At 69.5% G+C, this 19212-nt stretch carries 19 protein-coding genes and 1 pseudogene; 12 read left to right on the top strand and 8 right to left on the bottom strand.

Features of this window, described 5'->3' with window-relative positions; genetic code table 11:
• Positions 1-26: 26 nt before the first annotated feature.
• The 7 genes and pseudogenes from AB4078_RS18605 to AB4078_RS18575 form a co-directional block, all read left to right on the top strand.
• Positions 27-422: pseudogene (locus AB4078_RS18605) on the top strand (DUF222 domain-containing protein); the annotation flags it as partial.
• A gap of 191 nt (positions 423-613) precedes the next feature.
• Entirely contained in the window at positions 614-1180 is a 567-nt protein-coding gene (locus AB4078_RS18600; protein WP_441978371.1) for an HNH endonuclease signature motif containing protein, read from the top strand.
• A 286-nt stretch (positions 1181-1466) separates the two neighbouring features.
• Entirely contained in the window at positions 1467-2432 is a 966-nt protein-coding gene (locus AB4078_RS18595; protein ID WP_440733197.1) for an ABC transporter ATP-binding protein, read from the top strand.
• A gap of 1 nt (position 2433) precedes the next feature.
• Positions 2434-3252, top strand: coding sequence for an ABC transporter permease (locus tag AB4078_RS18590; RefSeq protein ID WP_441978370.1), 819 nt, complete (start codon positions 2434-2436; stop codon positions 3250-3252).
• Position 3253: 1 nt separating this feature from the next.
• A complete protein-coding gene (locus tag AB4078_RS18585) occupies positions 3254-4510 on the top strand; it encodes a sensor histidine kinase (protein ID WP_441978369.1) in 1257 nt (418 codons plus the stop codon).
• Complete coding sequence (locus AB4078_RS18580) at positions 4507-5130, top strand: response regulator transcription factor (RefSeq protein WP_441978368.1); 624 nt, start codon at positions 4507-4509, stop codon at positions 5128-5130. Before AB4078_RS18585 ends, AB4078_RS18580 begins: the two co-directional genes overlap by 4 nt.
• A 58-nt stretch (positions 5131-5188) precedes the next feature.
• Positions 5189-6352, top strand: a complete 1164-nt coding sequence (locus AB4078_RS18575; RefSeq protein WP_441978367.1) for a polysaccharide deacetylase family protein — start codon at positions 5189-5191, stop codon at positions 6350-6352.
• Between the two features lie 28 nt (positions 6353-6380).
• Here AB4078_RS18575 and AB4078_RS18570 read toward each other — a convergent pair whose 3' ends face one another.
• The gene (locus AB4078_RS18570) at positions 6381-7541 is read right to left on the bottom strand and encodes a glycosyltransferase (RefSeq protein ID WP_441978366.1); all 1161 of its coding nucleotides are present in this window, start codon (positions 7539-7541) and stop codon (positions 6381-6383) included.
• Between the two features lie 170 nt (positions 7542-7711).
• On the opposite strand from AB4078_RS18570, the gene AB4078_RS18565 reads away from it, so the two are divergent.
• The 3 genes from AB4078_RS18565 (at position 7712) to AB4078_RS18555 (ending at position 11250) form a co-directional block, all read left to right on the top strand.
• Entirely contained in the window at positions 7712-7975 is a 264-nt protein-coding gene (locus tag AB4078_RS18565) for a glutaredoxin family protein (protein ID WP_441978365.1), read from the top strand.
• 100 nt (positions 7976-8075) lie between these two features.
• Entirely contained in the window at positions 8076-9452 is a 1377-nt protein-coding gene (locus AB4078_RS18560; RefSeq protein WP_441978364.1) for an MFS transporter, read from the top strand.
• Between the two features lie 58 nt (positions 9453-9510).
• Entirely contained in the window at positions 9511-11250 is a 1740-nt protein-coding gene (locus AB4078_RS18555; protein ID WP_441978363.1) for an aldehyde dehydrogenase family protein, read from the top strand.
• 94 nt (positions 11251-11344) lie between these two features.
• Here AB4078_RS18555 and ypfJ read toward each other — a convergent pair whose 3' ends face one another.
• The gene (ypfJ, locus tag AB4078_RS18550) at positions 11345-12232 is read right to left on the bottom strand and encodes a KPN_02809 family neutral zinc metallopeptidase (RefSeq protein WP_441978362.1); all 888 of its coding nucleotides are present in this window, start codon (positions 12230-12232) and stop codon (positions 11345-11347) included.
• A gap of 84 nt (positions 12233-12316) precedes the next feature.
• Here ypfJ and AB4078_RS18545 point away from each other — a divergent pair, with 84 nt between their 5' ends.
• Positions 12317-13309, top strand: coding sequence for a malate dehydrogenase (locus AB4078_RS18545; protein ID WP_441978361.1), 993 nt, complete (start codon positions 12317-12319; stop codon positions 13307-13309).
• 154 nt (positions 13310-13463) lie between these two features.
• Here AB4078_RS18545 and AB4078_RS18540 read toward each other — a convergent pair whose 3' ends face one another.
• A complete protein-coding gene (locus tag AB4078_RS18540) occupies positions 13464-14504 on the bottom strand; it encodes an NAD(P)-dependent alcohol dehydrogenase (RefSeq protein WP_441978360.1) in 1041 nt (346 codons plus the stop codon).
• A 133-nt stretch (positions 14505-14637) separates the two neighbouring features.
• Between AB4078_RS18540 and AB4078_RS18535 the strand changes: the two genes are divergently transcribed.
• Entirely contained in the window at positions 14638-15123 is a 486-nt protein-coding gene (locus AB4078_RS18535) for a recombinase family protein (RefSeq protein WP_441978359.1), read from the top strand.
• Positions 15124-15156: 33 nt separating this feature from the next.
• Here AB4078_RS18535 and AB4078_RS18530 read toward each other — a convergent pair whose 3' ends face one another.
• The 5 genes from AB4078_RS18530 to AB4078_RS18510 all read right to left on the bottom strand — a co-directional run bounded on the left by AB4078_RS18530 (position 15157) and on the right by AB4078_RS18510 (position 19030).
• Positions 15157-15819 (bottom strand): hypothetical protein, encoded by a 663-nt coding sequence (locus AB4078_RS18530; protein WP_441978358.1) that lies wholly within the window; start codon positions 15817-15819, stop codon positions 15157-15159.
• Positions 15820-15851: 32 nt separating this feature from the next.
• Positions 15852-16433 carry a hypothetical protein gene (locus AB4078_RS18525; RefSeq protein WP_441978357.1) on the bottom strand — a complete coding sequence of 194 codons (582 nt, stop codon included), beginning with the start codon at positions 16431-16433 and terminating at the stop codon, positions 15852-15854.
• Positions 16434-16468: 35 nt separating this feature from the next.
• Complete coding sequence (locus tag AB4078_RS18520) at positions 16469-17686, bottom strand: hypothetical protein (protein WP_441978356.1); 1218 nt, start codon at positions 17684-17686, stop codon at positions 16469-16471.
• Positions 17686-18024, bottom strand: a complete 339-nt coding sequence (locus tag AB4078_RS18515; protein WP_441978355.1) for a hypothetical protein — start codon at positions 18022-18024, stop codon at positions 17686-17688. Before AB4078_RS18515 ends, AB4078_RS18520 begins: the two co-directional genes overlap by 1 nt.
• A 232-nt stretch (positions 18025-18256) precedes the next feature.
• A complete protein-coding gene (locus tag AB4078_RS18510) occupies positions 18257-19030 on the bottom strand; it encodes a hypothetical protein (RefSeq protein ID WP_441978354.1) in 774 nt (257 codons plus the stop codon).
• Positions 19031-19212: the final 182 nt, after the last annotated feature.

Below are 19212 nucleotides of genomic sequence, written 5' to 3'. Positions count from 1 at the left end.
TCGCCGCCGCGGACGGTGCGTCCGGGGTGCGGGGCGAGTCAGTGGATCTCGCCGCCCGCAGTGTTGCAGCGGAGTTGGCGGCGGTGCTGCACATGTCGGACCGGGTCGTGCAAGGGCGGATGGTGCGCGCCGCGGAGCTGATGACGAAGTTCCCCGCCACGATGCAGGCGTTCACGGACGCGCGGATCAACGCCGCGCACGTGCGGCTCATCCAAGACACCGGGGCGCGCCTGGACAGCGATGAGGTGCGGGCGGAGTTCGAGCGGGCAGCCGTCGCGGCCTGCGAGGGTGAGACCCCGCACCGGGCGAAGCGGGTGGTCGAGCGGGTCGCGGAACGCCTCGCCCCGCGGAGTCTGACGGAACGGCACCGGGAGGCCCAGGAGAAGCGCACCCTGTGGCGGGAAGACTTGGGTGACGGGCAGAAGATGCTCGGGCTGATCCACGCCGCCGCAGTGATCGACGGGATCTACGAYCGGCTCACGCAACAGGCCCGGATTGTGCAGAAGGCGAACGCGGCCGCGTCGAAATACCAGACCGCGAGACTCACCCCGGATCCGGACGGGCTCGGCGACCCGGGAGATGTTCGCACGGTCGGGTCCCGGTGTTCACGGCGATGGCCGCGGACAGGCCTGGCGCATGCGAGTACAGATCAGGGACGGGCGCGGGCACCGACACTGCGGCCGCGGGCTTCGGCTCCGTGTTCGGTGTTCGCGTCGAGCAGGCCGGCGAGCTCGCCAGCGGGCAGCCCATCGACACGCACACCGCCCGGATCCTCGCAGGCGGTGCCGACGCCTGGGAACGCGTGCTCACCCACCCGATCACCGGAGCGATCCTCGCCGTCGACCACTACCGCCCCAACACCGACCTGCGACGGCTCCTGCACGCCAGAGACTCCCGCTGCCGATTCCCCACCTGCGGACTCCCACCCACTGCCCAAGACCTCGACCACACCATCGACGCCGCCTACGGCGGCGCCACCGAAGAAGGCAACCTCGGCGGACTCTGCCGACGTCACCACGTCYTGAAGCACCAGACCGCGTGGACCGTGAAACAAAAAGGCGCGGGCGTCCTGGAATGGACCAGCCCCAGCGGCGCGACCTACATCGACAAACCACCCGCACCCGTCACCTTCACCATCGACGAACCGGATCCACCACCCGACGCAGACGCGCCGTTCTGAGCAAGAGTCGCCGACACCCCGCATCTGCTGCCCACCGCAGACCCGCGGTTCTGAACGACCGGAGCCGGTCCCGAACCATCGCCGTTCTGAAAGACCGAAGCCGGATCCCGAACCTTCGCCGTCCTGACACCGGCGCAAGCTGTTCACGCGAACGGATCACAAGGCCCCGGCAAGCCAACCCCCGCGACCGACCCCTGTGACGGATGTCATAGCGGATCCATGACATCGTTCATCGTGCGCCGCGCACGACGCGGAGCAGACTGGATGACATGAACGAGGCGACATCATGAGCGAAACCCAGACGGTGCAGTCCGTCATCCAGGCCCCCTCCGCGCCGCACGCTGCGATCACCGCGACCGGGCTCACCAAGCGCTTCCGCGGCTTCACCGCCGTGGACGGCGTCGACCTGTCCGTCCGCCAGGGCGAGGTCGTGGCCTTCCTCGGCCCGAACGGCGCCGGCAAGACCACCACGATCGACATGCTCCTCGGCCTCTCGCAGCCCGATGGGGGCCAGGTGTCGCTGTTCGGCCTGACCCCGCGCCAGGCGATCGGGCGCGGCCTGGTCTCCGCGGTCATGCAGACCGGCGGCCTGCTCAGCGACGTCACGGTGCGCGACACCATGAAGCTCACCGCCTCGCTGTTCACGCACACCACGAGCATCGATGCCGCGCTCGAACGGGCCGGCATCGCCGACATCGCCGACCGCAAGGTGCAGAAGTGCTCGGGCGGCCAGCAGCAGCGACTCCGCTTCGCGATGGCCCTGGTGTCGGATCCGGGACTCATCGTCCTCGACGAGCCGACCACCGGCATGGACGTGGAGGGCCGGCACTCGTTCTGGCAGGCGATCCACGCCGACGCCCAGCGCGGCCGCACCGTGCTGTTCGCCACGCACTACCTCGAAGAGGCCGACCAGTACGCCGACCGGATCGTGCTGATCCGCAAGGGCCGCATCGTCGCCGATGGCACCACCGCCGAGATCAAGGCGATGGCCTCCGGCCGCACCATCGAGGCGGAGTGGGATGAGGCTTCCGGATCCGGCCAGGCGGAGATCGCGGCGCTGGAAGGCGTCGACTCCGTTGAGGTGCGGGGCCCGCGCATCATCATCCGTGCGAACGACTCCGACGCGATCGCCCGCCACCTGCTGACGCGCACCAGCGCGCACGACATCACGATCACCAGCCAGAACCTGGAGCAGGCGTTCCTGCGGCTCACCTCCGCCGACGAACCCGGCGACGACACGGAAGGGGAATGACATGACCACCGCCACTGAACGCCTGGACCGGATCGACCCGTCCACCCGCCGCGTACCGCCGATGGGCGGCTTCAGCCTCACCTTCCTCGGCGTCGAGCTGAAGCGCCTGTTCCGCAACTCCAGCGTGGTCGTGTTCACGCTCATCTTCCCGATCGCGATGCTGGTCATGATCGGGCTCCCGAACAAGAACACGGCGATCACGAACGTCCCGGTCAGCCAGGGCGGCATGTCCGCCGCCGTGCCGATCATGATCTCCATGGCCGTGTACGGCGCGATGGTCGCGAGCACCATGACCGGTGTCTCCGTCGCCGCAGAGCGCGCCCAGGGCTGGAGCAGGCAGCTGCGCCTCACGCCGCTCAACCCGGTCGTCTACATCCTCGTCAAGGTCATCTGCGGGCTGGTTCTCGGCGGCATCGCCGTGCTCGTCACCCTGATCGTCGGCGCCGCACTCGGCATCACCGCCCCGCTCGGCAACCTGATCCTGGCCGGCGTTCTCGCCTGGCTGAGCTCGCTCATGCTGACCAGCCTCGGACTCGCAGTCGGATACGCCTTCCCCGCGCAGAACGCGATGCGCTACCTCGGCCCGATCCTGCCGATCCTGAGCTTCATGGGCGGCCTGTTCGTCCCGCTCGCGGTCATGCCCGAGGCGGTGCAGATCGGCGCCAGGTTCACTCCGCTCTGGGGCATCGCGGAGCTCTCCCAGTCGGCCGTGGTCGGGGTCACCCCCAACGGCTGGGCCGTGCCGAACCTCATCGTGTGGCTCGTCATCTTCACGGCACTGGCCGTGCTGATGTTCCGCCGCGACACCAAGCGCGTCTGACGTGACGGACAGCACCCGCGCCGGGCAGGGCGTGACGGCTCCGGCCGCACGCCCTGCCCGGCGCGAGCGCCGGTTCGGCTTCCTGGGGCGCTTCGGCATCGGTGAGGGCGGCTTCCTGGACGCGCCGCCGCTGGACGGCACCGCCGGGTGGCCGCGGCTGCGCCTCACGCTCGGCGCCCCGGGCGCCAAGCGCTGGTACCCGGGCGCCCTGATCAGCCAGCTGTTCATCGTCGGCTTCATCCTGGTGCCGCTCCTCACCCAGGTCCCCGCCCCCGGATCCTGGTTCTGGGGTCTCGGGGTGGTCGTCTACGGCGCGCTGTTCACGGTGTCGTTCCCCATCGCGATGGCGCTCCCGGATCGCTGGCGCTGGGCCCCGCCCGCCGGCCTCCTGCTGCTGTCGCTGCCGTTCATCCTCGTGCTCGGCCCCGACCTCTCCGGACTCTGGACCTACGTCGCCGTCTCGGCCGCGCTCTGCCTCGGCGGTGGCGGCCGGGCGATGATCGCGGTGCTGGTGGTCTCGGCCGCGGCGCTCGTGATCAACCTCATCGACGGCGCCCTGCAGCCCACGAGCACCCCGCCCTGGACGATGCCGCTCATCATCCTCTCCATCGGCACGCTGATGTCCGCCTTCACGCGCAACCTGCAGACGCTGGCGCAGCTGCGCCGCACCCAGAAGGACCTCGCCGTCGTCGCCGTCGAGGAGGAGCGCAACCGCGTCGCCCGCGACATGCACGACATCCTCGGCCACTCCCTGTCCGCGATCGCCCTGAAGGCGGATCTGGCCGCCAAGCTCGCCGACCGGGATCCGGCCGCGGCGGCGGCGGAGATCCACGAAGTGCAGACCCTCGCCCGAGCCACGCTCAGCGACATGCGCGCCGTCGTCTCCGGCTACCGTCAGGTGCGGATCGCGAGCGAGCTCGCCTCGCTGCGGACGCTGCTGCCCGCCGCGGGCATCACGGCCCACCTCCCCACGACCACGGACGAGGTGCCGGAGCGCAACCGGGAGCTGTTCGGCTGGGCCCTACGCGAGGCCGTCACGAACGTGATCCGCCATGCCGGCGCGACGAACTGCTGGGTGATGCTGAGCCCCGCGCGCATCACGGTCGAGGACGACGGCGTGGGTCCCGCGCCGCGCCGTGCGGACGACCCCGCCGGCACAGGCCTGCACGGGCTCGCCGAGCGTGCGGCCGACGCGGGCGGCGCGCTGACGATCGGCCGCTCCCGGCACGGCGGTTTCCTTCTGGAGGTCACGGCATGACGGCGGACGCACCGATCCGGATCCTGCTGGCCGACGACCAGGCGCTCGTGCGCGGCGCGCTCGCGACCCTCCTCGGCCTCGAGGACGACTTCGTGGTGACGGCGCAGGTCGGTCGCGGCGACGAGGTGCTCGACGCCGCGCTCCGGCACCAGCCCGACATCGCGCTGCTGGATGTGGAGATGCCCGGGATCGACGGGCTCACCGCCGCCGCGCAGCTGCGCCAGGCCCTGCCCGGGGTGCGGATCGTGATCGTCACCACGTTCGGCCGCGCCGGCTACCTGTCCCGCGCCCTGTCCGCGGGGGTCTCTGGGTACGTGGTCAAGGACACCCCGGCATCCGAGCTGGCCGACGTGGTGCGCCGCGTGATGCGCGGTGAGACCGTGATCGATGCGGCACTCGCCACCGATGCGCTCACGGCCGGACCGTCGCCGCTCACCCCGCGGGAGACCGAGGTGCTGGCGGCCGCTCGCGACGGCGGAACCATCTCCGACGTGGCCCGGATCCTGCACCTGTCCGAGGGCACGACGCGCAACCACCTGTCCTCGGCGATGCAGAAGCTCGAGGCCCGCACGAGGGCGGACGCCGCCCGCATCGCGCAGGAGCGCGGCTGGCTGCTCTGAGCGCCACGATCATGGTCGCGTCAGGATCCGGACCCATCGATCCCCTATGCTCAGCACCATGACTGGAGGATCGCCTGCTTCGCCGCGCCCTTCGCGCCCCTCGCGTGCGGTGATCCGCCGTCGACGCCTCGTGGTCGGCCTGATCGCCGTGCTCGCCGTCGCCCTCGTCGCCGTCATCGCGACGATCACCGTGCACGCCTTCCTCGGCGGCGCACAGGAGAAGGCGTCGGCCGTGGGCACGACCAGCACGCCGACCCCGAAGTCGACGCCGCTCACGCCCGCGCAGCAGCTGCTGAAGACCGCCGCCGACCCCGCCACGGCATGCGCGGTGTCCTTCTCCGGCGAGGGCATCGACCACGCCCCAATGCTGCAGACCGTGGGCGTCCTGTTCACCGGCCTGCCCATCCCGGAGCGAGCCGGTGCGGTGTTCGCGGGATGGTATCCGACGCCGGAGGCCGCGCAGGCCCAGGTGCAGACGGACCGTGTGAACGGATCGCAGCTGACCACCTGCACCGACCAGCAGCGTACCCTGTACGCCGCCTGGACCACGCCCGAGCAGAACACCGCGACCGCGGTGAAGATCCCGATCCTGATGTACCACCAGTTCACGACCAAGCCCGGGGGCGAGGACAACTGGCTGCGCAACAACTACGTCTACATCGAGGACTTCAAGGCGCAGATGGACTACGTCGCGAGTTCGAAGTTCTACATGCCCACCTGGGACGAGCTGAACGCGTTCATCGACGGCAAGCTGTTCCTGCCGCAGCACTCGCTGATCATCACCGATGACGACGCGGATCCGACCTGGCTGCAGCTCGCGGTGCCGGTGGTGACCGAGCGCAAGCTGCTGACCACGTCGTTCGTGATCACGGGCGAGCGCAAGGACGGCTCCCCCTCGCCCTATGTGCTGCAGCGTTCGCACACCAACGACATGCACCGCGCCGGCGACAACGGCAAGGGCCGGATGGTGAACCTGCCGGCCGACCAGGTCGCGGCAGACCTGGAGGAGTCGGCGAAGGTGCTCGGCGCGAAGGAGGTCATCGCCTACCCGTACGGTCACTACAACGCGACCGCCGAGGAGGGCGTGACCAAGGCCGGGTTCCTGCTCGCGCGCACGATCGACTTCGGATACGTGAAGATCGGCACGAACAAGCTGCAGCTGCCGGTGGTCCGGATCAACTACGGCGACACGGTCGACGGCCTGAAGAACAACATCGGCTGACAGGATCCGGCTACGGGGGATCCCGTACTCACTCCGCGGCGGCGGTCTCCGCCTCGAGCCTGACACGACGCGCCTCGGCCTTGCGCACCGAGCGACGCGGTGCGTAGACGACGAGCGAGTGGAACAGGAAGCGCACGAAGAACGCCGCGACCAGCGAGATCGCCGCAGCCAGGATGCTGGAGATGTGCCAGCTCTCGACCATGAGCGCCAGGATCGGGATGCGCACGGCGGCTTCGACGTTGTTGAACGTGAACGACTGCGCGAACCGCACCCCGATGGACGAGGCCTCGTCGCGCATGTCGTTGAAGACGTACCGCTCCTGCAGGATGAAGTTGCCGACGATCGTCACCTCGGCGGCGATGATGGCTGCCCAGACGTACTCCACGCCGAGGTGCGTGAGCGCCCACATGATGACGAGGTTCGCCAGTGCGCCGACGGCCCCGATGATTGCGAACAGCGACATCTTGCCGAAGCGCAGCCGGGCGAGGTGCTTGAGGAACTCCATGCCCTGCACGAACGACGCCTTGGACTGCCCGTGCAGACGCTCGCCGAACTCCATCGGGACCTCGGCGATGCGCACGTCCGAGCGCACCAGGATCTCCAGAAGGATCTTGAAGCCGTTCGGACGCAGCGCGTCCGGATCGACGCGGCGCCGGTCGACCAGGAAGTAGCCGGTCATCGGATCCGAAGCGCCGGAGAGCCGAATCGGGAACATCGCCTTGGTGAGCAGGGTCGCACTCCGGGAGACCCCCACCCGCAGCGCGCCGGCCAGTCCGCCGTTGTCGCCACCGCCGATGTAGCGCGAGGCGACGACGACATCGGCGTCGCCTTCCTCGTAGCGGTCGATCATCTCGGGCAGCAGCTCCGGAGGGTGCTGCAGGTCGCCGTCCATGACGATGCACACGTCGAAGGATGCGGAGCGGATCCCCTCCACCACGGCACCGCCCAGGCCGCCGACCGGCTTGTCGCGATGCAGCAGGCGCACGGGCATCGACGCGGTGGCCGCGAGCTCCCGGATCACGTCCGGGGTGTCGTCGGCGCTGTCGTCGACGAAGAGGATCTCGCCCTCCCGGTCGCGGAGCGCCGCAGAGACGCGGGAGATGAGAGCAGCGATGTTGTCGCGCTCGTTGAAGGTCGGAATGATGACCGTGGCGCCGGGGATCGTCTCCCCTGCCGACATGTCGCCCATGCCCCTCCTCCGTTCGCGTGACTCGACATGGTCCCACGCGAAACCATGCGGAACCTGCGCGTTTCCCGTCAGAAAGCCTGTCCGACCCAGGCTAACGGGCGGTGAACATCCGGCAAGGGCCTTGCGTTCCGGCGGAGCCCGCACCCTCGGATCCGCCGTACCCTGGAATCATGACGACCCCCGCCTCTGACACGATCACCCTGTTCGGCGCCGACTGGTGCCGGGACTGCATCCGCACCAAGAAGCAGCTCGACGAGCTCGGGATCACGTACACCTATGTCGACCTCGTCGAGCAGCCTGCTGCCGCCGACGTCGCCAAGGAGATCTCCGGTCGCACGAACATCCCCGTCGTGGTCTACCCCGACGCCTCGCACCACGTCGAGCCGTCGAACGCCGATGTCGAGGCCAAGCTGCGCGAGCTGTCCCTGATCTGACGCTCTCTCGACGGCGCGGCGCTTCGTCTCGGTCGCCTTCGGCGTCCTCGCTCGACGACCAGGCGCTGGACGGCCGAAGGACGCCGATACACTGACGCGCATGAGCACTGCCGCTCGCGCAGAACGAGCCCCCACGCGCCTTTCGGCCCGCACGGTCGCGCGTTATGCGACCGGCTCACTGGGCACCGGGGGCTTCGCCACACTGCCCGGCCTGGTGCTCGCCTATTTCCTGACGGACAACCTCGGCGTCACCGCGATCCTCGCCGGAGCGATCGTCACCCTCGCGAAGATCTGGGATGTCGTGATCGATCCGGTGATCGGCGCCTGGTCCGATCGCAACCTCATCCGCACGGGCAGCCGCAAGCCCTTCATGCTCATCGGGGCGTTCACGCTGCCGGTGTTCTTCGCCCTCACCTTCGCCGTCCCGCCCGCGTTCGGCCCGGTCGCCGGCGTGATCTGCGTGCTGCTGGCGTTCCTCGCCACCGCCACCGCGTTCAGCCTGTTCCAGGTGCCGTACATCGCCCTGCCGGCCGAACTCACCTCGAGCTATGACGAGCGCACCCGGCTGCTCAGCTGGCGGGTGATCGTGCTCACCGTCACCATCCTGCTGTTCGGCGGCGGCGGACCGGAGCTGCGGCGCATCACCGGGGATCCGGTCACCGGCTATCTCGTGATGGGCGTGGTCGCGGGCATCGTGATCGGGGCGGGCATGCTCATCGCCGCGCGCACGGCCGACGACGCGGTCGCCGCACCCGCGTCCGTCGAGCACGTCGGCATCCGCGCGCAGTACGCCGCCGGGTTCGCCGCCGTGCGCCGTTCGCTGCCGTTCCGCGCGCTGCTGGGCACCTACCTGCTGCAGGCGCTCGCCACCGGAACGATGCTGGCCGGCGCGCAGTACGTGGCGACCTGGGTGATGCGCTCCGAGAGCGCCGTCACCCTGCTGTTCATCGCACTGGTCGCTCCTGCGGTCATCGCGACCCCGGCCTGGGCGTGGCTGTCCCGTCGCACCGGCAAGGAGCGCGCGTTCCGGATCGCCTCGACGATCTTCCTGCTCGCATCCGCCTCGATCGTCCTCGCACTGTGGATGCCCGGATCCTGGATCTACGCCTCGGTCGCGATCGCGGGCGTCGCCTATGCGGGCATGCAGACGCTGCCGATGGCGATGCTGCCCGACGTCATCTCGCACGACGAACGCGACAGCGGACCGGGCAACGCCGGCACGTTCACCGGCATGTGGACCGCATCGGAGACCGTCGGCTTCGCCCTCGGCACCACGATCGTCGCCATCGTGCTGGCGATCACCGGGTACGTCTCGCGCACGGCGGGTGATGTCGGCACGGTCGCGCAGCCGGCGAGCGCGGTCGCCGGGATCGTGCTGACCTTCAGCGTCGCGCCGGCCGTGCTCATGGCAGTGAGCCTCGCCACCCTGGCCCGCTACCGGCTCCGCAGGGCCGACATCGACGGCGCCGATCGGTGAGACTCGGTCCCACACGGAGCGCGTAACCTGAGAGCACACCGCGCCGAAGGAGATCCCGATGCCAGACACCCTCGCCGATGATGTCCGCGCGCCCATCGAGAGCGCCATCGCCGATCTGCAGAAGGGTTCCGCCGCCTGGTCGGCGCTCACCGTCGGCCAGCGCGTGACGCTGCTGCGCGGAGTGCGACGCACGGTCGCCGCCAATGCCCGGCTCTGGACGCGCACCGCGGTGCGCTCGAAGCAGCTGAGCGACGATCACCCGCTGCGCGGCGAGGAGTGGCTGAGCGGACCCTACGCCACGCTCGGGGCGCTCGACGCCTACATCGAGACCCTGGACCGGATCGCGCAGGGGCGCAACCCGCTGGACGGCATCTCGGTCGATCGCACCGCCAGCGGGCAGACCCGCGTGCACTCCTTCCCGCTCGAGGGCATCGACAAGATCCTGCTCTCCGGCTTCACCGGCGAGGTATGGCTCACTCTCGGTGTCACCCCGGGTGACGCCAGGGCACGCGCAGGTCTCGCACAGCGCTCCCCCGCGCCCGGCGACGGCGGCATCGGCCTCGTGCTCGGGGCCGGCAACATCACCTCGATCCCCGTGCTCGACGTGCTGTACGAGCTGCTCGCGCACGATCGGGTGGTGCTGCTCAAGGTCAACCCCACGCAGGACTCGCTCGTGCCGGTGTTCGAGAAGGCCCTCGCACCGCTCATCGCCGCCGGCTTCCTGCGGATCGTCCGCGGTGCCGGCGACATCGGCGCGTTCCTCACCGCGCACGACGCCTTCGCACATGTGCACATCACCGGATCCGCCCCGACCTTCGACGCGATCGTGTGGGGCCCTTCGACCGGCTCAGGGGCCGCTCAGGCCAAGCGCCGCAAACGCGAGAACCGGCCGCTGCTGAAGAAGCCCATCACGGCCGAGCTCGGCGGCGTCTCGCCGATCATCGTCGTGCCGGGCGACTGGAGCGACGCGGATCTGCGCTTCCAGGCCGAGCACGTCGCGACCATGCGTCTGCAGAACGGCGGCCACAACTGCATCGCGGGTCAGGTCGTGATCCTCTCCCGTGACTGGTCGCAGAAGGACCAGTTCCTGATCGAGCTGCGCCGCGCCTACGCGATCGCCCCGGAACGTCCCATCTGGTACCCCCGCTCGGAGGAGCGGATGGCGCAGGCCCACGACTCCTACCCCGATGCCCTCGTGCTGGCCGATCGGCTGCTCGTCGAGATCGGCGAGGACGACGACGCCACCGCCCTCGAGCAGACCGAGTACTTCGCGCCCGTGCTCGGTGTGGAGCAGCTGCCCGGCACCGGCCAGGCGTTCCTGGACGCGGCCGTCGCGCATGCGAACGACAAGCTGCAGGGCACGCTCGGCGCGAACCTGCTGATCGACCCCGCCACGCAGGTCTCGCTCGGCGCCGGTTTCGAGCGGGCGATCACCGCACTGCGCTACGGATCCATCGCGATCAACACCTGGACCGCGTTCGGCTTCATCACCCCGACCGTCACCTGGGGCGCCTTCCCGGGGAACACGATCGCCGACGTCGGCAGCGGTGTCGGCGTCGTGCACAACGCCCTGTTGCTGGCCGATGTCGAGCGCTCCGTGGTGCGCGGGCCGTTCCGGCCGTTCCCGCGGTCGGCCTCGGTGGTGCGCGACGGCGGGCGGTTCACGATCCTGCCGAAACCGCCGTGGTTCGCGTCGTCGCGCACAGCGGCCGAGGTGAGCGAGGGCCTGACCCGGTTCCGCGCGCAGGGCGGCGTGCTCGCGCTCCTGCGCACGCTCGTGCGGGCGATGCGGGCCTAGCGGCGGCGACGGCGCTCGGTCTCGTCAGAGATGGAAAACGTCGCTCCGGAGCGACCGGGAGCGACGTTTTCCTTCTTCGACGTCGGGGATCCGGCTACGGCGTGGCCACCGCGAAGGTGTCGCACTGGTCGAGGCCGTTCTTGTAGCCGGTCGCGAACCAGTAGTCGCGCTGCGTGCTGGAGCCGTGCGTCCAGCTCTCCGGGTTCGTGTAGCCGGCGGACTGCTGCTGGATGTGATCGTCGCCGACGGCCGCAGCGGCATTCAGCGCGTCGTTGATCTGCGCGGTGGTCGGCTTCTTGAAGTACGCGACACCGTTCTTGTCCTTCGAATCCGTCAGATCCGCGATGAAGGCGCCGGCGTAGCAGTCGGCCTGCAGCTCGGTGCGCACACCGTTGCTCGTGGGCCCCGTGCCGTTGTTCGGGTACTTGCTCATCGTGCCGGTGATGTTCTGGATGTGGTGCCCGTACTCGTGCGCCACGACGTACACCTGAGCGAGGTCGCCCGCCTCGGCGCCGAACTGCTGCTTGAGCAGCTGGAAGAAGGTCGGGTCGATGTAGACGGTCTGATCGGAAGGGCAGTAGAACGGGCCGACGTCGTTCGAAGCGGTTCCGCACGGCGTCGCGGTCGCGACGTCGACGCTGATCTGGCCCGGCTCGACGTAACCCTTCACGTGCTTGCTCCAGTACTGGTTCAGCGCGAGCTTGGTCGAAGCGACGCGACAGTCCACGTCGTTGTTCGCATCAGCGCCGGTGTTGCAGTTCTTCACGTACCCCTCCGAAGAGGCCGTCGCCTGCGGCTGCCCCTGCGAGCCGGTCCCCCCGCTGAGGAGCCCCGAGAGGTCGACGCCGGTGAAGGCGCTGATCAGCAGCACGACGACGGCGCCGAGACCGACTACGCCGCCGCCGGCTATCGCGGCGGTGCGTCCGCCACCACGCCGCTGGACCTTGTTGTCTGAGACATCGGCATCGGGGTTGAACGTCATGAGCACAGTTTTCCACGGTCTGCCCCTCGACGGGGAGGCATAGGCTCGGACTGAGCGTCGCGCCGCGACCGAAGGGAGCCGAAAGTGACCACCACGGTGACTCTGACCGGAGCCGGCGGGCAGATCGGCTACGCGCTGCTGTTCCGGATCGCGGCCGGCGACATGCTCGGACCCGACGAGAAGGTGCGCCTCCGGCTGCTCGAGATCCCGGCCGGGATCGCGGCGGCGGAAGGAGCAGCCCTGGAGCTGCAGGACGGCGCCTTCGAGCTGCTCGAGCACGTGGAGGTGACCGACGACCCCGCCGTGGGCTTCGACGGCGCCGACCACGCCCTGCTCGTGGGCGCGCGTCCACGTGGGCCGGGCATGGAGCGCGGCGATCTGCTCGCCGCCAACGGCGCGATCTTCGGCCCGCAGGGAGCCGCCATCGCCGCCCATGCCGCCTCGGGGGTGCGCGTCACGGTGGTCGGCAACCCGGCGAACACGAACGCGCTCATCGCCGCGGCGGCCGCCGACGGCGTGCCCGCCGAGCGGTTCAGCGCGCTCACCCGGCTCGACGAGAACCGTGCCCGCGGTCAGCTCGCCGCGGCGCTCGATGCGATGGTGGCCGACGTCTCCGGTGTCACGATCTGGGGCAACCATTCGGCGACGCAGTTCCCCGACGTCGCACACGCCACCGTGGCGGGACGCCCGGTCCTCGACGCCCTCGCGGAGCAGACCGCCGATGTGCGCACCTGGCTCGAGACGACGTTCATCCCGCGGGTCGCGAACCGCGGCGCCGAGATCATCCAGGTGCGCGGATCCTCCTCCGTCGCGTCGGCGGCGAGCGCGACGATCGATCACGTGCGCGACTGGGCGCTCGGCACCGGAGAGCGCCGCACCAGCGCCGCGATCGTGTCGCACGGCGAGTACGGCGTGCCGGAAGGTCTGTTCAGCTCGTTCCCGGTGCGCGCCGTCGATGGCGAATGGCGGATCGTCGAAGGCCTGGACCCTGATGCATGGGCCCGCGAGCGCATCGATCGCTCGGTCGCCGAGCTCGTCGAGGAGCGCGAAGCCGTGCGAGCCCTCGGCCTGATCTGACCGCCCCGCGGTCCCCACCCGGGGTCGTTGAGCGAGGACGAGCGCAGCGAGACCGAAACGAAACGGCGCAAATCCCGCGAGAAGCACCGTTTCGTCTCGCTGCTCCTTCGTCGCTGCTCGCTCAACGACCCCGGGGAAACGGGTCCGTCGAGTCTCAGATCGTGGCGACGTCGATCACGAAGCGGAACCGCACGTCCGAGGCGAGCACGCGGTCGTAGGCCTGGTTGATCGCGGAGGCGTCGATCAGCTCGATCTCGGCCGCGATGCCGTGCTCGGCGCAGAAGTCGAGCATCTCCTGGGTCTCCGCGATCCCGCCGATGGCGGATCCGGCCAGCGACCGACGCCGGCCTATGAGCAGGCTCGCGTGGTAGGAGAGCGGCTCGGGCGGGGCTCCGACGCTCACCAGCGTGCCGTTGGTGTCGAGCGTGCCGAGGTACGCGTCCAGCGGCAACGGCGCGCTCACGGTGTTCAGGATGAGGTCGAACGCGCTCTTGTTCTCCGAGAAGGTCTCCGGATCGGACGTGGCCAGGTAGCGGTCCGCCCCGAGCAGCAGCCCCTCGTCCTTCTTGCGCAGCGACTGCGAGAGCACGGTGACCTCGGCACCCAGGGCGTGTGCGAGCTGCACGGCCATGTGCCCGAGTCCGCCCAGGCCGACCACGGCGACGCGGGTGCCGGGGCCGACCTTCCAGTGCCGCAGCGGCGAGTACGTGGTGATCCCGGCGCACAGCAGGGGAGCTGCCCGATCGAGCGGGATCGCGTCGGGGATCCGAAGCACGAACGCCTCGGTGACGACGACCTGGCGCGAGTAGCCGCCCTGCGTGATCGTGCCGTCGCGATCAGTCGCGCCATAGGTGCCGACAGCTCCGCCCGTGCAGTACTGCTCCTCGCCGCGTGCGCATGCCGCACACTCTCCGCACGAGTTGACCAGGCAGCCGACGCCGACCCGGTCGCCGATCGCGAAACGGGTGACGTCGGATCCGATCGCCGCGACGGTGCCGGCGATCTCGTGCCCCGGGGCCAGCGGGTAGTGCTGCGGTCCCCAGTCCCCCTGCACGGTGTGGATGTCGGAATGGCAGATGCCTGCGAAGGCGATGTCGATCACCACGTCGAGCGGACCCGGCTCACGGCGCTCGATCGTGGTCGAGACGAGGGGTGCACCCTCGCTCGGTGCGGCGTAGGCGGCGACGATGGGCATGGCGCTCCTCTGTGCTCCGGGGTGGGACAGTGCGAGCGTACCCCGCCCGGTGATGGCGCAGCTCGATCCTCCTTCCCCTGCGGACGCCGATGTCCGTGGGAGAAGGCACAATAGACACGGAGAGGCGGATCACATGAAAGCGACCACGCACGCGCGCGGCGATGCGGACGGCACCACGGGTGCGCCGGTCGATGCGGCCCTCACCAGCCCGCTGCACCTCCCGCACGCGGCCGCGGAGTGCCCCAAGTGCTTCACCGAGCTGCAGCAGAACCGCGACTGGTGGTCGGCAAAGCCCGACGGATCCCGTCTGGTCGGCCTCGTCGTCGCCCGGGACGGCATGCCGTCCGTGGTGCAGCAGCGCGACGACCTCACCCGGTTCGGCGTGCCGATCGAGGGATTCCGCCATCCTGCACCGGACATCCTGGAGAGCTGGACAGACCGCATCGGCCGTCTCATCGACACGCTGCGCCCCGGCGACGTGCTCGTCGTCGCGAACATCCACGCCCTCGGCCGCGACATCGACGAAGAGGCGCGCACGGTCGCGGCCCTGCGCCGCCACGGCGTGATGGTGAAGGTGCTCAGCCACGACGCCCGCCACCTGGCCGACGCCGGCCGCTGACCCGCGGTAAGCATCCGAATCAGGCTTCGCGCCTCAGGCGGCCTGTCCGGTGCCGGCAGGCAGCCACGCGAGGGTCGACACGCACAGGTCGAACAGCGCCCGCATCGCCACCAGCGGCGGATCGTCCAGGGGCACGTCGTCCGGCCGCATCAGCACGAGGGTCAGGCGGAGTGCCCGCCGACGCTGCGACCCCGGCATCGGCGTGATGTAGACGACGGTGGTGACCCCGACCCGCTCCCCCTCGACAGTCTGCACCTCGTCGCGCTCCATACGCAGGAACCGCTGGTCTTCGAGCAGCGCCGTCGCGCCGTGTTCGCGGATCGCTGTGCGAACGAAGTCGTCGAGGTTCTCGCCGGAATCGCTCCGCTGGATGCTCGCCGTGAGCGACGCCGGAAGGAAGAGCGCATGCTCGGCATCGTCCGCGGGGACGAACATGGCGACGACCGAGACCTTGCGCATCTGCACGAACGCCTCGCGGAGGAGCCGGTTCATCTGCGCATACAGCTCGGGCCGCTGGGCCGTCATCAGGCGCTGCCGCATTGCGCCGAGCATGCTGCGCTCGGTGGCGTCGTCGACGCCGCGCCGCTCCCAGCCGGGTGGCAAGATGAGCGTGAAATCGGGGTCCGGCGCGCCGCCGAGCTGTTCCCGCAGACTCACTCGCACCGGCGGGGAGTCGGGAAGCTGAGGTTCGGTCATCGGGGGTCCTTCCGGATCTGCCGTCGGGGAGGTCATGCGCCCTCGAGAGCCCAGCTCTCCCCGGCCCCGAGCAGGGCAGGGGTCTCGGCGCGGAACGGGGCACCGTCGGGCAACGTTACCGCCACGCGCTGGAGCATCGACTGCAGGGCGGGCGTCAGCGCCACGAGCTCGTCGAGGGTCGTCGGCTCGACGTCGATGACCAGAGCCCTTCCCGATCCGGAGAACACGTAACGCGATCCGTAGAAGTCGCCGGCCGGCGTCGTCTCCACGAGAGGAAGGTGGGCTCCCTGCCCGGGTGCTCCCTCGTACAGGATCGCCGTGCCCGGCTCGAACGTGACGTCGGCCGGGTCGACGAGTCCGAACGCGACGTGCACGTACACGCAGATCGGCTGGGCGGACGGCCAGACCTGGAACACAAGGGCGTCTTCGGGGCGCAGGTGCGCGAACGCATCGCGGAAGACGGTCGTCAGATACTCGTCGAAGGACGTCGGCCAGTTCTCGGTGCCGGCCGCGCGCACTCGCTCCATGCGCTCCCGCACCCACTCCTCACGCGCCTCGTCTGATTCCGCCTCGGGGATCAAGACCCATCCCTGCGCCAGGGTCTCGACGTCCACCCGCCACTCGTGGCTGTGTGCTCCGTGCTCGGGCGTCACATCAACGCCCCGATGACGGGGAACTGCTTGGACAGGCCGGAGTCGGGCTGGCCGGTCCACTTCGTGATGTTGTCGGTGAGCTTCCACGGCCCCTGCACGAGCTGGTAAGCGAGCTGATAGACGGCCGATCCGCGGGCTGCACCGGTCTTCGTCGCGATGTCCGTGGCGATGTCGGTGAGCTGCTTGGTGTCCTTGTTCAGCATGAGGCGGCTGATCGCGTCGGCCGGCCCCGCGGGGTTGTTAGCGAGGTAGTTGCCCTTGATCGCGCTGAGAGTGCCGCGGATCCCTCCTCCACCTTCGGTGAACAGCGTCTTGATGCTGCGCCCCTCGGCGCCCCATTTCGCGAAGTTCGACTTGGAGACGATGTCACCGAGGAAGTCGAGGCGCTTGCCCGCTTGGAAGAGCTTCCCGGCGCTGCCGAACGGTATGACGCCGACGATCGCGAGCGCCAGATCCCATCCGTTCGCGTCTCCGCGGGAGAACTGATAGGCCGTTCCGATGAGGGTGAGCAGGCCGATGCCGACGGCCAGGGCCGCAAGGATCGGTCCGCCGATGATGATCGCAGCGATGCCGACGATGATGCCGACCACCTTGAGCACCTCGAGCGCGCCGGCGACGAACCCGTCGACGTCGTCCCAGAAGCCATCCTTGATCTTCCCGCTGGTCGCCTGGGTGACGCCGTCGACCGCTGTGTCGAAGGCCGTCTCCCAGGTGTCGTACTCGCGGTCGAACACGCGAGCCTCCTCGAGGAAGGCCTCGTGCTTCTGCTTCTTGCCCGAGTCGGCCTCTGCGTCCTCGGTCGCCTCCGGGGTTCCCTCCTTGGGAGCCCCGTACGTGGGACGCGCGCCGGGCATGTATCCGTCCGCGCCGTCGAACGCGGTCCAGCGCGCTGCGCACTCCCTGGCGGCGGCGTTGAGCCGAGGCTGCACGACGCCGAGGGCCTCGCCGTACTTCTTGAGGACGGGTCCCGTCGGCTGGTAGAGCTCGCCCGCGAGCTTGAGCTGCTTGTAGGTGTCGCCCACGACCTCCTGCAGCTTCTTGATCGCCTCGCCCTTCTGACCGGAGGTCTGATCGGCGAGGGACTGGAGGAACGAGGCGCTCTCGATCATCTTGTTGCCGAGCTTCTCGATCGCATCGCCCCGATCCGTGATCGTGCTCGGCGTGCCGACCAGCTCGCCGATCTGGCGCCCCTTCGGCGACTTCTCCATGAACATCACTTGCCTCCGATCGGACGCGGCTGGCTGGCCCCGGTGGCGTCGACCTCGAGGTGCTTGGCCGTCTGCTCGTCCCATTTCTTGCAGCCGTCCAGTACGCCCTGCACGTGCTTCTGGACCTTGTCGATGTCGGAGGCGAGGTGCTTGCGCTTGTCGTCCCACCTCGACTCGAAGTCGCCGGCCCGGTCCCGCAGCCGTCCGTCGAAGAACGGGGTCCCGATGGCGTCGCGCAGCTCGTCCGTCTTGGAGCCGGCGTCGTTGAGCTCGGACACGATGTCCTTCAGTTTCCCGTTCACCGCTTCGAGCTCCGTGTATTTGATCCAGATCGCGTCAGCCATGATTCCTGTGCCCAATCCTTGCGCCGTTCGGCGCGTTCACCCCTCGTCGCGGAATCCTCATCCGCGACACTCTCTCCGGTCGTCCAGACTGCTCAGCGGCGGCGAGCCCGACTTCAGCCGGGCACCCGTCGCACCACATCTCCGATGAGCTGCTGAACCGAGCCTGTCGGCCCGATGACTCCAACTTACGAAGACCTCGCCATCGGCGTCGATGGGGAGAAGTCCCCATCCGCTACTCCTTCACGTCGACTCCGTCGAGCCGCCGCCAGATCTGCTCCATCCGCCGGAGCTCCCCGAGCGCGGAGCCCGACGCGGAGACGCGGCGCGCCTCGGTGATCTCGCCACGCTCCGCGAGTTCGCGGATCGCCGCGTTCCGCCTGCTCCGGAGCGCATCGCGCTCGCGCTTCGGCAAGGCTCCCACGGTCCGCCTGACCCGCTGCCAGCCGGTGACGTGGGCCGGGATCCTGGCGCGTGCGCCCGCCCGGGCCAGCACCGCCAGCACGACCGCACCGCCGCACACTGCCGCCACGACGATCGGCGTGCGCCAGCCGGACGGATCGTACCCGGCGTCACTGGCGACGTTCGCCGTGCCAAGGGCGGAGAGGAGCGCGAGCGCTCCAGACCAGACCCCATAGAGCAGCACCGGAACCGACCAGAGCGCGCCCCCGCGCATCCACGCGGCGGCGATCACGAGCTGCGCGATGATGACCACGGCGAAGCACATGCCAGCGATCGGCACCGACGACGACGCCGGCGTCGTCGGCACATTTCCGAGATACGGATGCTCACCGTAGATCGCCACGCCGAGGAGCGGTGCCAGGGCGATGACGGCGATCACGAAGACGGCGCCGATGTTGCGCAGCGCCGCTGGACGCCCGACCCGGGTGACATCGTCACCGTCTATCGCGGCGATGACCTCGGGATGATCCGCGAGTATCTCCCGCTCGAGTGCTGCCAGGTCGGGACGAGCTCCTGCGACCGACGCAGGATTCTCACGTTCCTTCATGTCTTCGAACCTATCAACGTCGGGCGACGAGTTCGGGCGGGGGTCGGTGCACGACCCCCGCCCGCACACCAACGGTCAGTGACCGGCGAGCTGCTGATCCAACTCCTGGATCTTGTGCATCATCCCCGTCAGCGACTCCGACATGCTGTGGATCCCATCCACCGCATGCTTCAGACCCGTCG

Origin of the sequence: Microbacterium sp. 2MCAF23 (genome assembly GCF_052115565.1) — a bacterium.
In the GTDB taxonomy this organism is placed as follows: domain Bacteria; phylum Actinomycetota; class Actinomycetes; order Actinomycetales; family Microbacteriaceae; genus Microbacterium.
The sequence above is the reverse complement of the archived record's forward strand: the minus strand, read 5'-3'. Positions and strand labels throughout refer to the sequence as shown.

Excerpts from the sequence above, each read along its gene's own strand:
- AB4078_RS18590 (WP_441978370.1), top strand. The coding sequence starts at position 2,434 with ATGACCACCGCCACTGAACGCCTGGACCGGATCGACCCGTCCACCCGC.
- ypfJ (WP_441978362.1), bottom strand. The coding sequence starts at position 12,232 with ATGACGTTCAACCCCGATGCCGATGTCTCAGACAACAAGGTCCAGCGG.
- AB4078_RS18530 (WP_441978358.1), bottom strand. The coding sequence starts at position 15,819 with ATGACCGAACCTCAGCTTCCCGACTCCCCGCCGGTGCGAGTGAGTCTG.
- AB4078_RS18510 (WP_441978354.1), bottom strand. The coding sequence starts at position 19,030 with ATGAAGGAACGTGAGAATCCTGCGTCGGTCGCAGGAGCTCGTCCCGAC.
- AB4078_RS18515 (WP_441978355.1), bottom strand. The coding sequence starts at position 18,024 with ATGGCTGACGCGATCTGGATCAAATACACGGAGCTCGAAGCGGTGAAC.
- AB4078_RS18560 (WP_441978364.1), top strand. The coding sequence starts at position 8,076 with ATGAGCACTGCCGCTCGCGCAGAACGAGCCCCCACGCGCCTTTCGGCC.
- AB4078_RS18570 (WP_441978366.1), bottom strand. The coding sequence starts at position 7,541 with ATGGGCGACATGTCGGCAGGGGAGACGATCCCCGGCGCCACGGTCATC.
- AB4078_RS18580 (WP_441978368.1), top strand. The coding sequence starts at position 4,507 with ATGACGGCGGACGCACCGATCCGGATCCTGCTGGCCGACGACCAGGCG.
- AB4078_RS18540 (WP_441978360.1), bottom strand. The coding sequence starts at position 14,504 with ATGCCCATCGTCGCCGCCTACGCCGCACCGAGCGAGGGTGCACCCCTC.
- AB4078_RS18520 (WP_441978356.1), bottom strand. The coding sequence starts at position 17,686 with ATGTTCATGGAGAAGTCGCCGAAGGGGCGCCAGATCGGCGAGCTGGTC.
- AB4078_RS18575 (WP_441978367.1), top strand. The coding sequence starts at position 5,189 with ATGACTGGAGGATCGCCTGCTTCGCCGCGCCCTTCGCGCCCCTCGCGT.
- AB4078_RS18565 (WP_441978365.1), top strand. The coding sequence starts at position 7,712 with ATGACGACCCCCGCCTCTGACACGATCACCCTGTTCGGCGCCGACTGG.
- AB4078_RS18595 (WP_440733197.1), top strand. The coding sequence starts at position 1,467 with ATGAGCGAAACCCAGACGGTGCAGTCCGTCATCCAGGCCCCCTCCGCG.
- AB4078_RS18535 (WP_441978359.1), top strand. The coding sequence starts at position 14,638 with ATGAAAGCGACCACGCACGCGCGCGGCGATGCGGACGGCACCACGGGT.
- AB4078_RS18555 (WP_441978363.1), top strand. The coding sequence starts at position 9,511 with ATGCCAGACACCCTCGCCGATGATGTCCGCGCGCCCATCGAGAGCGCC.